Raw genomic sequence first — 14,153 nt, 5'->3', positions numbered from 1 at the left:
AAGCTGGTGCGAACAAGTGAACGTTATAAAAAAGGGTTAGATATTCTGAAACAAATTGATGAGAAGAACTATGAAGCGATCGTGGACAATTTTAAACATTCCATCGCTCCAGACCTTGGTGTGCTTGCCGTGGAGTTTAACTACGGTCAGATTTTTTCAAGACCAGGTCTTGATCTGAAATCCAGATTATTAGCAACCGTTGCTGGATTGACTGCATTGGGCAATACCCAGCAGCTAAAATTCTATATTAACGGAGCCCTGAATGTCGGATGGACACAAGAAGAACTCATAGAAGTCATGATGCAGATGATTATTTACTCAGGTTTCCCGAATGCACTGAATACCATTCTTCCTGTGGCCGCGGAAGTATTTGCAGAACGAAACAAATAATATAAAAACCTTCTCCTTTTTATGTAGAATACTAATAGGAAATTCTATGCAGAAGGAGAGTGTGTTGTGGACAGTATCGCAGAAAAACGGAAAGAGCTAGGGGAGTTTTTAAAACTGAAAAGGGCACAGCTTTCTCCGCAAGAATTTGGATTGCCTATGGGCACCAGAAGGAAAACAACAGGCTTGAGAAGAGAGGAATTGGCCCAGCTGTCCGGTATAGGTGTCACATGGTACACATGGCTGGAGCAGGGAAGGGATATTCGGGTATCAACACAGGTACTGGAAAGCATATCGAGAGTGCTCAAATTGAATTATGAGGAAAAGCGTCATGTCTTTCTGTTGGCTGGCCATCATGTTCCTTTAGATGATCAGGATGAAGATAATAAGAGCCTTCCTCTGGCTGTGCGGCACTTTATTGATCATTTAACCAATTGCCCTGTTTATGTGACTGACGAAAAGTGGGACGTTATTGCTTGGAACACAGCAGCTTGTGCTGTGTTCGGCAATTTTGGCCAAATGGGCAGTAAGGAAAGGAACGCCATATGGCGATGTTTCACCTCGAAGGAGTATCGGAATCTGCTTGACGACTGGGAAAGCCACGCCAAAAAACTTATCGCACAGTTTCGATCGACAGCCAGCCGGTTTCTTGGGGAAGCATGGATAAAAGAGCTGATCGATGAGTTAACTGAAAGAAGCCCCGAATTTAAAAAATGGTGGAACCACCACGAAGTATTAGGCACACACGCAGGAGAAAAAGTACTTCATCACCCGGCAGCCGGAACAATGGTGATGGAGCATATGACATTACAAATATATGACTCTCCTGATTTGAAACTGACCATTTATCGGCCGTTAGAAAAAGAAAATACAGTTGATAAACTGAAAGCTTTACTTATAGACGGCTAAACAGCTGATCATTATAAAAAAAAGACGGCACCCAAGTGCCGTCTTTTTTTATTTGATATCTTCAAAAATGTCAGTTGCTTTGGCCTTCATTTGTTTCTTAATGGTTTTCGGTTTCTTCTCTTTTTTCACAGCCTCATAGACAGCGGCTGTCACAAGATCGCCTGCTTGCTGGAGGCGTTCTTTGCTGATATGTTCAATCGAGTCTTCAGGGGTATGATACCACGGCTCAACTTCTTCTGTTTCCGGGTCTCCCCAAATAAAGTTGGCGGAATCAATGCCGGCTTCGTGGAATGGCACATGATCAGATGATCCTCCCTGTGTCAGAGACAGGCTGTCAAACCCAATTTTTTCAGCAGCCGTATGGCTGGATTCCCAAACATAGTTAGATTGGCCGTCCAATGTGTTGACATACAACTCAGACGCTTTTTCCCAGCTTGTGCCTACCATATCTAAGTTGAAGTTCACTTCGCTTCGTTTCAGCTCTTTTTCCGATAGATGATCTACATAGTGAGAGGAGCCGAGCAGGCCGAGCTCTTCGGCGCCGAAAGCGATAAAGCGGATTTCTTTATCAGATGGAACGCTTTTTAAGACACGCGCCATCTCCAGCATAACAGAGGTTCCTGAGCCGTTGTCATTTGCTCCGGGTGAAAAAGGAACACTGTCGTAATGGGCCGTCACGTACACAATGTCTGGATGTTTGATGTTCTTTGGTTTTTTAATTCCGATGATGTTCTGAGAGGTTTGGTTTGTGAATGCTTTTAGTTTTAAGGTGGCTTCTTTTTGCTGGGTAAGTGCTTCGCCGTCTTCTTTCTTAATGCCGACGACCGGAATGCCGACTTTATTTCCCGACAGGTTTGGCGTCATAGGCACGAGGCTTTCTTTGTTGTTATAAATGATGACAGCTTTCGCTCCGGCGGCTTCGGCATTTTTGGCTTTCTCGTAATAAGTCAGGTCTCCTCTGGAAATCAAGGCGATTTTGCCCTTGGCGTCAGCGGTAAAGTCCTTTTGATAGCCCAATCCCGCATTGTAAAGCGGGGCCGTCAGCCCTTGTTCCTCAGTCGGAGTTGAGCCCGACGCCGCTTGGAGAAGAATATCGCGTCCTGCTGAAGACAGTGTACCCTCAAGCCGGTCAGGAATGTTGAATCGTTGAACCTTCACATCAAGCTTTAATTTTCTCAAGGATGAGGCGATCAATAGGGCACTCTTTTTTTCAGCTGCAGTTCCGGCTATTCTGGGGCCGATTGCTTCACTTAGCTGAGAAATGGTAGAGTACGCATGCTTTGCTTTGAATGGAAGCTCGCGCTCGCTATTTGATATTTGTAAAGCGTGCGCGGCAGGGGTGACACTCTGTGCCGGCAAGAGCAGTGTGCCGGCAGTTAAAACAGCCATCGTCATGACAGTCAAAAGCTTTTTCATCAAAAATAAACCTCCCCTAAATGTATGGTTGGGGAATATTTCGGGATGCTAAAGGAGTTTCCTGCAAGATGGAGAGCGTTTTTGAAAAGACAGTGCTTTATACCTGCAAAAAAACGCTTATGAATGAAGGGTCATAAGCGTTTCGGAATATCAAACTATTGGAGCTTTAAAAACTTGCGTTTGCCGACTTGGATGATCATATTCTCTCTTATCTCTGCTTTGGCGTGAATATCTGTTATTTTCTCTCCGTCGATGCGTACACCGCCGTTTTGAATCATGCGGCGCGCCTCGCTCTTCGAAGAGAGGAGTTTTAGCTTGACGAGCAGATCAATCATCGCTATCGTTTTTTCGCCTTTCCAGTTTACGGTCGGTATATCTTCCGGCAGGCTGTTTTCCTGAAAGACTGTTTTAAACGAGTGTTCGGCAGCTTCTGCTGCTTTCTCTCCGTGATACATTCGGACGATTGTTTTGGCTAAAAGCATTTTGGCATCACGCGGATGAACGGCGCCGGTTTCTAAGTCTTTTACGAGCTGTTTTTTCTCTTCAAGCTCTAAGTCTGTCGCCAAGTGGATGTATTTTTTCATCAGGCTGTCGGGCAGTGACATCGTTTTTCCGTACATGTCGTTTGGATGTTCGTTAATGCCAATGTAGTTGTGTTTCGACTTCGACATTTTCTCGACGCCATCCAAGCCTTCCAAGAGCGGCATAAGGATGACGACTTGTTTTTCTTTGTTGTATCGTTCTTGGAAATGCCGTCCCATGAGGACATTGAAATGCTGATCCGTTCCGCCTAATTCAATATCACTTTCGAGAACGACAGAATCATATCCCTGCATCAATGGGTAAAAGAATTCATGCAGTGAGATTGGTTTTTGCATGGCGATGCGTTCTTCAAAGTCGTCGCGCTCCATCAGGCGGGCTACCGTTATTTTCCCTGCTAATTCAATGACATCTTCCAGATTCAATGTTTTCAGCCATTTTGAGTTATAGTGAAGCTCGACTTTTTCTGGATCAAGCACTTTTCCGAATTGCTCAAAGTAGGTTTTGGCATTGTGCTGAACTTCTTCATCAGTCAGTTGCTTTCGGGCTGCCGATTTTCCGGTCGGATCACCAATTTTTCCTGTGAAATCCCCAATTAACAGCTGGACAATGTGGCCGTTTTCTTGAAATTGGCGAAGCTTATTTAACACAACCGTATGGCCCAAATGTACATCCGGTGCAGACGGATCTAATCCGAGCTTAATTTTAAGCGGCGTGCCCGTGGAAATTGATTTCACGAGCTTTGCCTTTAATTCCTCCGGCGGTATGACTTCGTGGGCGCCTGTCATGTATAGCTGAAGCTGTCTTTCTACCTCTTTTTGCTGTGACGCTGTGAGCTGCTCAAATGTTCTCATCATTTTTCCTCCTTTTTTACAAACACAAAAAAGAGCCCATCCCAATAAGGGACGTGGCTCAATGCACGCGGTACCACCCTGGTTGAAGACATTGTCTTCCGCTCATTCGAATAACGGTTTCCCGTTCTTTGCTACTTTTAAGGTTCACAAAGAAAGCTCGGGGAGGTAATTCACGTTTGCTGTGTGCCGGCTCGCACCTTCCGCCGGCTCTCTGAAACAGGGAGACAAACCGCTACTGGATTCCCGTCAAAGCTTATGTTGTATGAAGATTGTCAGCTACCTTTCTAAGCAGCCCTGTCAATATTTTCTGTTCGTCCTTCGTCATTCCCGCAATGAGCTCTGTTTCCCCTTTGTGAAACTCCGGGTAGAGTTCTTCGATCGCTTGTTTGCCGGAATCGGTGATTGAGACAAACACGAGTCGCCGATCTCTTGTGTCGATGCTTTTACTGCAAAAACTCTTTTTTTCGAGCGTTTTGATCACGTTGCTTGCTGTAGCTGTAGATATCCCTGACAGCTCAGCGATTTTTCTCGTTTCGAGCGCTCCCCATACCCATAGATCATAAAGAATGGAGAAAGCGGTCCAAGAAAGGTTATAGGAAGAAAGAACCTCAGTCTCCATTTTGACACGGAGCCTTTGTGCAGACCGATACAGATTCGTAGCGATCGAAATTGCTTCTAGGTTGAGTGACTCGACGGGCATTTGTTTGAGCTTAGAAAGTGTATCGTGTTCTTCCTTCCGAAGCTGCTGATGTTGATGGGAACGTTCCATTTTTTAGGCCTGCCTTAAATTATCAGAATCATTAGCTATGAAACGAATTGTAACAGACTCTGATGTGAACTTCAAGCCCATATATCGGTGAATAAAAAAAGCCCAAACAACGCCAAAATAAACAAAAACCCGCAAACGGGGGTGCAGTTTTGCAAAAATATGTTCAATCCGTCTATAAGCATGATCCGTTTCATCTGTTTTCGACAGAGCATGTAGTGACGTTAGCGATTATCGCCCTTTTGGCCATTCTGTTGTTTTTGTTCCAAGAGGGGGTCAAGCAGCCGAGGGCCAGCCGGTTTTTACGTTCTCTGTTTGTGTTTCTTTTGCTTGGTTCGCAAATCGGCTATCAAATATGGATGATCGCCACGGGCAGGTGGTCGGTGCGCACTTCATTGCCTCTCCAGCTTAGTGACCTGTCGGTGTATTTGTCAGCTATTATGTTAGTGACAAAAAGCAGAAAGCTGTTTGTGTTTTTGTTTTTTGTCGGCATCGGCAGTTCGATTCAGGCTCTTGCCACTCCTGACCTCGGAATGTTTTCATTTCCGCATATCCGATATATCCTCTTTTTTATTTCTCACGGGTCTGTGTTTTTATCCTGTCTGCTGATGGCTGTGATTGGCACCTACAGAATGGGCCAGCGCTCGTTATGGGTGACAGTCCTGCTTGTTAATGTGTACGGCGTCTGTATTTTTCTGATTGATCGCTGGCTTGGCGCGAATTATATGTATTTGACGAAAAAACCGGGCGGTTCCTCTCTCTTAGATGTTCTCGGGCCATGGCCTTGGTATATCGTCTCGGCTGAAGCCATCACGATCGCCAGCTTTTTCATTCTTTATTTGCTTTATCGCATCTTCAAAAAATGACACCTTTTTTGTTGTATCACACATTCTGTTTAAAAAAATGTCGGAGAACGTGTTTATTTTTTTGAAAAAGGGTATGTAACTTGTACAACAAAAAGGGAGATGAATACCATTGAGGAAAGATGAAATCATGCATATCGTATCATGCGCAGATGATAATTATGCTCGTCATTTAGGTGGGATGTTCGTTTCTTTATTGACTAACATGGATCAGGAGAGAGAGGTAAAATTATACGTCATTGATGGCGGAATTAAGCCTGATAACAAAAAAAGACTGGAAGAAACCACTTTGAAATTCGGAGTGCCGATTGAGTTTTTAGAAGTGGATACCAACATGTATGAACATGCGGTAGAGAGCAGCCATATTACAAAAGCCGCGTATTACCGCATTTCGATTCCCGACTTAATTAAGGATGAAAGCATCAAACGAATGATTTACATCGATTGTGATGCGCTTGTCCTAGAGGATATTTCTAAGCTATGGGACTTAGACATTGCGCCATACACCGTAGCCGCTGTTGAGGATGCGGGGCAGCATGAACGACTGAAAGAAATGAACGTCACTGATACAGGGAAGTATTTTAACTCAGGTATCATGATTATTGATTTTGAGTCTTGGAGAAAGCAAAACATCACAGAGAAAGTCATCAACTTTATCAATGAACACCCAGACGAAGACTTTCTTGTGCTGCATGACCAAGATGCACTGAATGCGATCTTGTATGATCAGTGGTATGAACTTCATCCGCGCTGGAACGCTCAAACCTATATCATGTTAAAGCTGAAAACCCCATCGACTCTGTTAGGGCGGAAGCAATATAATGAAACGAGAGAAAACCCGGCAATCGTGCACTTCTGCGGCGGAGAAAAGCCTTGGAACTCCAATACAAAACATCCGTATCGCGATGAGTATTTCCATTACATGTCCTATACGAAGTGGAATACGATTGGGAATCCGGCGATCAACCAATAAATTAGATAAAAAAACGCTTTTGAGATGATCAAAAGCGTTTTTTTTGTCTCAGCGTGCGACTGACCGTTGGTAGAACCGCTGAATATGCATGGCGATGTAGCATAATTCTTTTTCAGGAAACTCAAAGCCGTACTCCTTCTTCACAAAGGTGCCGATGCTTAGGGCACACAGGAAGGCATCCTTAAACTTCTCTTTAATGATGTCGATCATTTCTGCGTCCAGCTCGTAAATGGATTCGCCTGCTTTGATATGCTGAATGGCAAAGCGGAGATGGGTCACAAGCCGTTCATAAGAGATGGTATCTTCAACGATATTAATAGACAATTGAATTTCGATAATCTCGATAATATCACGGATCATTGTTGTAATATCAAGCGTTTGTGTCATATCGCCGGCATTGTTTCTTGCTGTGTGGATATGCATGGCGATATTGCCGATTTCATCATCAGGAATGTGAATCCCCAGTTTATCTTTAATCAGTGTTCTGGCCCATAAGCCGATCTGGAACTCCTTTGGATAAAGGACTTTGATTTCATTCAGCAGCGGATTTTTGATAACCATCCCATTGCTCAGGCGTTCAATCGCAAAGGAAAGATGGTCTGAAAAAGCGACATGAATGCGCTCGTTGATTTTGATATTCAGCTCTTTTTCGGCATGAGAGATAATTTGCTCAGAAATCTGAATGTGGTCTTCAGGCAATGTTTCTAAAATCTCTTCGAACTGCTTATAGTCAGGTGTATCTTTTCTGATAAAGGTTTTTTCTATTTTTGACGGATCGACAATATCATTCTTCTTTTTGTTAAACGCAATTCCTGCACCTAAGAGAATCTTCTCTTCATTTTGATCCTTTACGACGATAGCATTATGATTTAAGATTCTTTTAATTTTCATAGCTTTTTTGTCCTTTCATCCCCCGTTTTATGAATGAAAACGAATAAATCCAGTTATTCTGTCTCTTCTTTAAACCCGAGAAACAATGTAGCTATAAAAGCAGAGACGGCTGCGATCAAGAAACCGATCATATAATGAACAAAATTAGCGGCGCCAAACGGCAGCACGATTGAAATCATCGGAATGCCTGTCAGTCCGTATGAATTTGCCACAACTTGTACCGCAACCACGTATGCTCCGCCAATAGCACCGCCGATGGCTGCTCCGATAAAGGGACGGATCAATTTGAGATTTACCCCGAATACAATCGGCTCAACAATGCCTAAAAACGCGGTCAGAGAAGCGGGGAGCGCAATTTTCTTCAGGCTTGATTGTTTCGTTTTGAGGAATACCGCAAGCCCCGCTCCGCCTTGGGCCACATTCGCCATCGACCATATCGGCACTAAAAAGTTGACACCGACATGCGGATTAGCAAGCAGCGTTGCCTCAATTGCATAAAAGCTATGATGCAATCCAGATAGGACGATGGTGGAGTAGATGCCGCCGAAAAGAGCTCCGGCGGCAATGCCGGCGTGATCATAAATATAGACGATCGATTGTGTCATGATCTGGCCGATGATGGACGCGGCGGGATTCATCACAATCAGCGCGAGGCATCCTGTCACCATGACCGTAATAAAGGGAATGATCACGACATCAAGCGACTTCGGCACAATCGATTTTAATAGCTTCTCAATTTTGCTCATGACAAAAACGGAAAGAAGAATCGGTATCATGGAACCCTGATAGCCCATCATTGGGATATGAAGCCCCCATATGTCTAAAGAAGACGGGGTTTTGCTGCCGAGCATAGACGGGTCCAGCAGATCAGGATGCGTCAAAAGCCCTGCAATCACTGCCCCTAGGTATGGGTTGCTGCCAAATTGCCGTGCAGCACTGAAGCCGACTAAAATCGGCAGTAAAATAAAGGCTGTGCTGGACACGAGGTCGAGCATTTTAATCCATGGGCTGCCGGCAGCGAACCAGTGAAACACTTTAATCATGCCGATCAGCCCCATGAGCAGGCCGCTTGCTGTTATTGCCGGAATAATCGGCACAAAAATATCGGACAGTGTTTTCGCAAAAGCTGCGGCAGGGTTCAGCTTCCGGCTGGCTTTTTTCTGGTGGACAGGTTCTTCAGAAGGCGCGTTCTCCCATACATGAACGACTTCTTTATATATTTTGTTGACGACGCCTGCTCCGAAGATAATCTGGAAAAGCCCATAACGGAAAAAGGTGCCCTGCACACCTTGCAGGTTCTCAATGGCATGTATATCAATTTTCGTCTCGTCCTTTACATCAAAACGAAGACGGGTCGTACAATGGCTGATGCTGATAACATTGTTTTTTCCTCCTGCGAGCAGCAGTAATTCTTTTGCAATCTCTTTATGCAAGCAATCAAAACCTCCTTTGCTGAAGAAAAGTCGGCTTGTTCATCGTATCAAATGAAAAGTTGACAATCAAAATGAAAAAAGTGAGAAATACCGGCTGAAAATGACAAAAATGCCCGCGTCGACGACGGAGCATGAGAATAGGGGGTTGTCCAAGGCGCCGTTATGAGCCCAACACGAAAAGAAGAGTTAAAATGCCCTGCTTTTTAGGCATTAATACTCCCTTTGCATCATTGGGTCTTGCCTGCCTGCCCAGTCACAATCCCGCCATATGTGGTGATAACTGTAATAACGTTCATTTTATGCTGTTCATGGCTCTATAGCAATAGTATGAAAAGCCTGTACAATGGATGGGAAAAAGGTTGTGTGTGATGTTCTTAGAATGTAAAAAACCTTTAAGACCTGGAATGTAAGTCTTAAAGGTTTTTGGTTACTTTTTCGGTTTGACGGCGTTCAGCCGTTTTTGCAGCTTTGTTTTTTCATGGGATGCTTTTAATTGATTCACTGCAGACTGAGCGGATGTCTTTGATTTCTTTGTTTTGTCTTTTTCCGCTTTCTTCACTTTTGCCTTGGCAGTTTCGACTTTTTTTGCTTCAGCCGCCGCCACCTTTTTCTTCACCTTGTCTAACCGTTTTTGCAATGCTGTTTTGTCCTTGCCTGCTTGAAGCTGATTGACGGCTGATTGTGCTTTTTCCGCATTTGCATCAGTTGATTTCTTTTCAGCCGCAGATACGGATTGCTGTGCCGTCTTCAAATTGGTGCTCTTCACTTTGTTAAGGCGTTTCTGCAGGGACGTTTTTTCTGAACTTGCAGGCAGCTTGCCAATTGCTGATTGTGCGCTGTCCACATCTGTTTTCTTTTTGCTTTTTTCCGCTTTCGCAACTTTGTCTTTCGCTTGCTTTGACGCGATGTATCGTTTTACTTGGTCTAAGCGTTTTTGAAGGTTCTTTTTGTCTGTTCCGTTTGGCAGCTTGTTGATGGCAGTTTGTGCTGTGTCAACGGTTTGCTGTGTTTTATATTTTTCTGCCTTTGCGACTTTGTCTTTCGCATCTTTTACATTTCTGTATGACTGTACTTTATCCAGTCTTTTGTGCAGGGCAGTTTTGGCGTCGGAGCCCGGCAGCTGGCTGATGAGTTCTCGCGCTTTGTTGATATCGATTTGTGCTTTTGTTTGTTCCGCTTTTTTCACCGCTTGCTCTGCTGCCGCGTACGCTGAATCTGTTGCCTGTGCTTTATACTGGATTAAGCCGTAGCCAAATTGCTGATCGCGGCCTGCGGTACCAAGATCAACGATGTTTTTCCGCATTTCCTCGCGAAGCTGGACGTTTGTCTCGGCAGGATCACGCTGTTTTAACAAGGCAAACATGGCAGCGGCGTGCGGTGTCGCTTGGGATGTTCCGCTTCCCGTTGCATAATACTGGTTTAAGTAAGTGCTTGTGATGTTTGTCCCCGGTGCTGAAAATTCAACTTCATCTCCAGTTGTTGAAAAGGAGGCAAGCTGATTCTTTTCGTTTGTTGCTGAAACCGCAACGACACTGCTGTATGCCGCCGGATAATTCACTGGCTTACCGTTTCCGTCGTTACCGCTTGCGGCAACAAGCAGAACGCCTTGTTCATATGCTTTGTTCACGGCGTCATGAAGGATTTTGCTGTCTGACGTCGTGCCAAGGCTCATATTGACGATGTCCATCCCGTTTGCGATCGACCAGTCAATTCCTTGGAGAAGGCTTTGAAGATCCCCCGAGCCGTTCTGATCAAGCGCTTTAACCGCGTATATTTGTGCTTCCGGTGCGATGCCGTCAATTCCGTAGCCGTTATGCTTGGCTCCGATAATCCCTGCGACATGTGTTCCGTGGCCGTTATCATCTTTGTAAGAAGAGGTATAACTGACAGCTGAATACCCGCCGGCAATCGACAGGTCATCGTGGGGGGAGATCCCGCTGTCAATGACGGCAATTTTGATATTTTTTCCTGTCAGTCCTGCCTTCCAAGCCTGTTTCACCTGAATGGGCTCAAGGTTCCATTGCTCAAAGTTGTCAGAGGTGTCAGTGCCGTCTGACAGCACTTTGAAATCCGTGCTGTCTGCTGCGGTAAATGATACGTTGTTTTCTACATACAAAATATCAGGATCCTGCTTTAATTCTTTTACTGTCTCCTGGTCTGCTGTGACCGCTACCGCGGGAAGATGCTTATACTGCTGTTCAACATCAGCATCACTATCCAGGATGGTTTCCTTTCCGGCCTTGTTTTTATAAACCACAATAACCTCTTTCTCGCTGCTGTTTTGCGCATGAGCGAGAGGGCCTATGGCGAGAAAACTGAAAAACAAAGTGACTGATACAACAAGTTTGCAAGACATGTTTTTCATGATTCATCTCCTTTTTCTATGATGTTTGATATATATATCGGAGAAAAAAAGAGAGATTAATAGTAAGAAGGAAAAAAATTTTCATGGGCAGGGTTGTTTAGCAAAATACAGATTTTTTCCGCATGAACAGGAAATTTTCCAAATGAATTTGTAAGCGTTTTCAAAATAAGATAAAGAAAACATTGCGGAGGTTGTTCACAAAGCAATGAGAAAAGGGGGCTTTTAAGATGAGCACATTCACTCGGGTGATGGAGGAAAAAATAATGCCTGTCGCCGGGAAAATTGCCGGGCAGCGGCATCTCAGCGCTTTGCGTGACGGAATTATCCTGACCATGCCGCTGATTATTATCGGGTCTGTCTTCTTGATTTTAACGAGCCTGCCGATTCCGGGGTATGCTGATTTCATGGCGAGTGTGTTTGGGAAAGAGTGGGCTGATAAGCTCGGATATCCTGTTAACGCATCGTTTGATATTATGGCGATGATTGCCGCTTTTGGGATCGCCTATCGGCTGGCAGAAAGCTATGGTGTCGATGCCCTTTCTGCCGGAGCGATTTCAATTGCCGCATTTCTGCTGGCAACGCCGTTTGAGGTGCCGTTTACACCGCATGGCTCAACGGAGTCCATCATGGTAGGGGGCGGAATCCCGATCACGCTGCTCGGCAGCAAGGGCTTATTTGTCGCCATGCTGATCGCCTTGTTTTCAACCGAAATCTATCGGTACATTATTCAAAAAAATATCGTCTTCAAAATGCCAGACGGTGTGCCGCCTGCGGTAAGCAAATCGTTTGTCGCGCTGATTCCCGGCTTTATCATTGTGTTTCTCGTGTGGCTGGCGCGCCTTTTGATTGAAATGACACCTTTTCAGAGTCTGCACAATGTCGTAGGAGACCTGCTTGGGACACCGCTTTCCATCCTTGGCGGCAGTCTCGGCGGAAGCCTGATCGCTGAATTTGTGCAGATGCTGCTTTGGTCGTGCGGGATTCACGGGGCTTCCATCATTGGCGGAATCATGGCGCCGATTTGGTACGGCGCGATGGATGCCAACCGTCTTGCCTTCCAAGCGGGCGAGGTGTTGCCGAGTATTTTTACGACTCAGTTTTTTCAAATTTGGATCAATGTCGGCGGAAGCGGGGCGACGTTGGCGCTTGTCCTGACGATGCTTGTGCGCTCCCGGAGCAAACAAATGAAGCAGCTTGGACGATTAGGAATCGGCCCTGCGCTATTTAATATCAACGAGCCGATCATTTTCGGCATGCCGATTGTCATGAATCCGCTCCTTATTGTCCCATTTATCATCGCACCTCTCCTCACGATTACCGCGACTTATATCGGCATGAGCACCGGGCTGGTGGCAAGACCGGCCGGAATCGCGGTGCCATGGACGATGCCGCCGCTCATATCAGGTTACCTGGCGACAGGCGGAAAGGTGTCGGGCGCCGTTATGCAGCTGGTAAATCTGCTGATCACCTGTGCTATCTACTATCCGTTTTTCAGAATATGGGATCATCAAAAATGGCGGGAAGAGAGTGCGGTTGAATCTGGGGATAAAAATGTGATGTGATAGATGATCAGCCTGTCATAGGGCTGATCATCTCCTTTTAAATGAAAGAGAATGTTAGAATATGTAAAGGAGGTGCGCATGCTAGATTATATATGGTTAGATGACGAATCACCAACCTTACAACAAGTACCAGTTGAATACTCATCTGCTGCTATTATCTTTTCTCCTTTTATCCAAATGCCTGAAGGATGGGGAAATGCAAAAAGAAAAAATGATTATGAACATATTTATCCAAACGATGATGAAATAAGAGGAATAGGCAAGGCTGTTTCCTGGAAGAAGGTTATGTCTTCTTGTTGCTTTCAAACACATGCTGAGCTGGCGCTAGCTTTAATGACGTCGATAGGCGCTTTAAGGGACGAGTTCGCGAGAGAGGATTTGGCTGAGGTGTTATATGAAAACATAAATGGAGACCTCTATTATCCCAGTGAGGATCATATTTCAAATTTTCATATTCCGAGTTTGGTAAAGGTATTAGGTGCGAACGGATCCAATCGGTTTTATTACGCAGAACCGATTGTGGAAAACCGCGGCGTTTTGGACATAACTGAAGCCAACTTGCGGACGGTTCTTGATGAAGCCGCAGCAGAGCTCGTTTTAACTGATGAGAAAATGGACTTTGTGTTTATGAGTGTATATGACTCATTCATTAATGTCTTTTTAGCCAAAGATAAAAACATCCATGAATTGGTTGAGCGTATGGGCTGGGAAGCTATGATTTGCGATGAGTCAACGTATATCAGTTGGTATAGATAAAAAAGAACGTACATCACAAAATGTACGTTCTTTATTTTTACCGCTGAAAGAACTCAATCCACTCACCGTCAGGGCCTTCGATATAGAAATAACGGTATCCGTTTGGAAGTGTTGTGATCTCCTCGTCGATAAATTTTGCGTTCATTTTTTCCGCTTTTGTATATTCAGCCGCGATGTCATCAGTCAGCAGGGCAATGTGGTGCACTTTTCCTTCAGCAGGAAGCTCGCTGCTGTAGCCTTGAATCAGTTCGATTTCTGTTTCCGGGCCGTCTTCAAAGCCGAGAAAAGCAAGCTCGATTACACCGTTCGTATGTGTGATGCGATCCTTCAATTTCATGCCTAGTACCTCTTCATAAAATGTGATGGACGCGTTAATATCTCTTACCATGATGCCTGTATGGTCAATTCGTTTTGCCATGCTGCTCCTCCTCGTAACTC

The 14,153-nt window shown here is 44.9% G+C and carries 13 protein-coding genes and 1 other annotated feature; of the genes, 6 read left to right on the top strand and 7 right to left on the bottom strand.

The features are described from left to right. The first annotated feature begins 6 nt into the window (after window positions 1–6). On the top strand, window positions 7–390 hold the full coding sequence (locus M1D65_RS19210; RefSeq protein ID WP_064671787.1) for a carboxymuconolactone decarboxylase family protein: 384 nt from the start codon (window positions 7–9) through the stop codon (window positions 388–390). Window positions 391–456: 66 nt separating this feature from the next. Then, a complete protein-coding gene (locus tag M1D65_RS19205; protein ID WP_064671788.1) occupies window positions 457–1,296 on the top strand; it encodes a helix-turn-helix transcriptional regulator in 840 nt (279 codons plus the stop codon). A gap of 48 nt (window positions 1,297–1,344) precedes the next feature. Here M1D65_RS19205 and ywaD read toward each other — a convergent pair whose 3' ends face one another. From ywaD to ywaE, 3 genes are all read right to left on the bottom strand, one after another. Beyond that, window positions 1,345–2,712: an aminopeptidase YwaD gene (ywaD, locus tag M1D65_RS19200; RefSeq protein WP_456270690.1), complete on the bottom strand. Its 1,368-nt coding sequence runs from the start codon at window positions 2,710–2,712 to the stop codon at window positions 1,345–1,347. A 155-nt stretch (window positions 2,713–2,867) separates the two neighbouring features. Continuing rightward, on the bottom strand, window positions 2,868–4,109 hold the full coding sequence (gene tyrS / locus M1D65_RS19195; RefSeq protein ID WP_456270689.1) for a tyrosine--tRNA ligase: 1,242 nt from the start codon (window positions 4,107–4,109) through the stop codon (window positions 2,868–2,870). Window positions 4,110–4,150: 41 nt separating this feature from the next. Next, window positions 4,151–4,365 (bottom strand) — a binding site (T-box leader). Beyond that, on the bottom strand, window positions 4,360–4,875 hold the full coding sequence (ywaE, locus tag M1D65_RS19190; RefSeq protein WP_064671790.1) for a tyrZ transcriptional regulator YwaE: 516 nt from the start codon (window positions 4,873–4,875) through the stop codon (window positions 4,360–4,362). It overlaps the preceding feature by 6 nt. Before the next feature lie 149 nt (window positions 4,876–5,024). On the opposite strand from ywaE, the gene M1D65_RS19185 reads away from it, so the two are divergent. Beyond that, complete coding sequence (locus M1D65_RS19185; RefSeq protein ID WP_064671791.1) at window positions 5,025–5,738, top strand: YwaF family protein; 714 nt, start codon at window positions 5,025–5,027, stop codon at window positions 5,736–5,738. A gap of 109 nt (window positions 5,739–5,847) precedes the next feature. After that, window positions 5,848–6,708 carry a glycosyltransferase family 8 protein gene (locus M1D65_RS19180; protein ID WP_003242748.1) on the top strand — a complete coding sequence of 287 codons (861 nt, stop codon included), beginning with the start codon at window positions 5,848–5,850 and terminating at the stop codon, window positions 6,706–6,708. Between the two features lie 48 nt (window positions 6,709–6,756). On the opposite strand, the gene sacY is transcribed toward M1D65_RS19180, so the two are convergent. From sacY to epr, 3 genes are all read right to left on the bottom strand, one after another. After that, window positions 6,757–7,599: a transcription antiterminator SacY gene (gene sacY / locus M1D65_RS19175; RefSeq protein ID WP_003227349.1), complete on the bottom strand. Its 843-nt coding sequence runs from the start codon at window positions 7,597–7,599 to the stop codon at window positions 6,757–6,759. Between the two features lie 53 nt (window positions 7,600–7,652). Beyond that, window positions 7,653–9,032 (bottom strand): SacY negative regulator SacX, encoded by a 1,380-nt coding sequence (gene sacX, locus M1D65_RS19170; RefSeq protein WP_163135956.1) that lies wholly within the window; start codon window positions 9,030–9,032, stop codon window positions 7,653–7,655. Between the two features lie 427 nt (window positions 9,033–9,459). Continuing rightward, window positions 9,460–11,397, bottom strand: coding sequence for a minor protease Epr (gene epr, locus M1D65_RS19165; protein WP_456270688.1), 1,938 nt, complete (start codon window positions 11,395–11,397; stop codon window positions 9,460–9,462). Window positions 11,398–11,624: 227 nt separating this feature from the next. Here epr and celB point away from each other — a divergent pair, with 227 nt between their 5' ends. Together celB and M1D65_RS19155 are read left to right on the top strand one after the other, a co-directional pair. After that, the gene (celB, locus tag M1D65_RS19160; protein WP_456270687.1) at window positions 11,625–12,959 is read left to right on the top strand and encodes a PTS cellobiose transporter subunit IIC; all 1,335 of its coding nucleotides are present in this window, start codon (window positions 11,625–11,627) and stop codon (window positions 12,957–12,959) included. Between the two features lie 78 nt (window positions 12,960–13,037). Next, window positions 13,038–13,715, top strand: coding sequence for a DUF2711 domain-containing protein (locus M1D65_RS19155; RefSeq protein WP_456270388.1), 678 nt, complete (start codon window positions 13,038–13,040; stop codon window positions 13,713–13,715). A 37-nt stretch (window positions 13,716–13,752) separates the two neighbouring features. On the opposite strand, the gene glxA is transcribed toward M1D65_RS19155, so the two are convergent. Beyond that, complete coding sequence (gene glxA, locus M1D65_RS19150) at window positions 13,753–14,133, bottom strand: glyoxalase GlxA (RefSeq protein WP_003243380.1); 381 nt, start codon at window positions 14,131–14,133, stop codon at window positions 13,753–13,755. Between the last annotated feature and the right edge of the window lie 20 nt (window positions 14,134–14,153).

It is taken from the genome of Bacillus sp. JZ39, from assembly GCF_053903145.1.
This window is presented reverse-complemented; position numbering and strand designations above follow the sequence as displayed.

Bases quoted from the DNA above. Each gene is read 5' to 3' on its own strand.
- ywaD (WP_456270690.1), bottom strand. From the start codon at position 2,712: ATGAAAAAGCTTTTGACTGTCATGACGATGGCTGTTTTAACTGCCGGC.
- tyrS (WP_456270689.1), bottom strand. From the start codon at position 4,109: ATGATGAGAACATTTGAGCAGCTCACAGCGTCACAGCAAAAAGAGGTA.
- ywaE (WP_064671790.1), bottom strand. From the start codon at position 4,875: ATGGAACGTTCCCATCAACATCAGCAGCTTCGGAAGGAAGAACACGAT.
- sacY (WP_003227349.1), bottom strand. From the start codon at position 7,599: ATGAAAATTAAAAGAATCTTAAATCATAATGCTATCGTCGTAAAGGAT.
- epr (WP_456270688.1), bottom strand. From the start codon at position 11,397: ATGAAAAACATGTCTTGCAAACTTGTTGTATCAGTCACTTTGTTTTTC.
- celB (WP_456270687.1), top strand. From the start codon at position 11,625: ATGAGCACATTCACTCGGGTGATGGAGGAAAAAATAATGCCTGTCGCC.
- M1D65_RS19155 (WP_456270388.1), top strand. From the start codon at position 13,038: ATGCTAGATTATATATGGTTAGATGACGAATCACCAACCTTACAACAA.
- glxA (WP_003243380.1), bottom strand. From the start codon at position 14,133: ATGGCAAAACGAATTGACCATACAGGCATCATGGTAAGAGATATTAAC.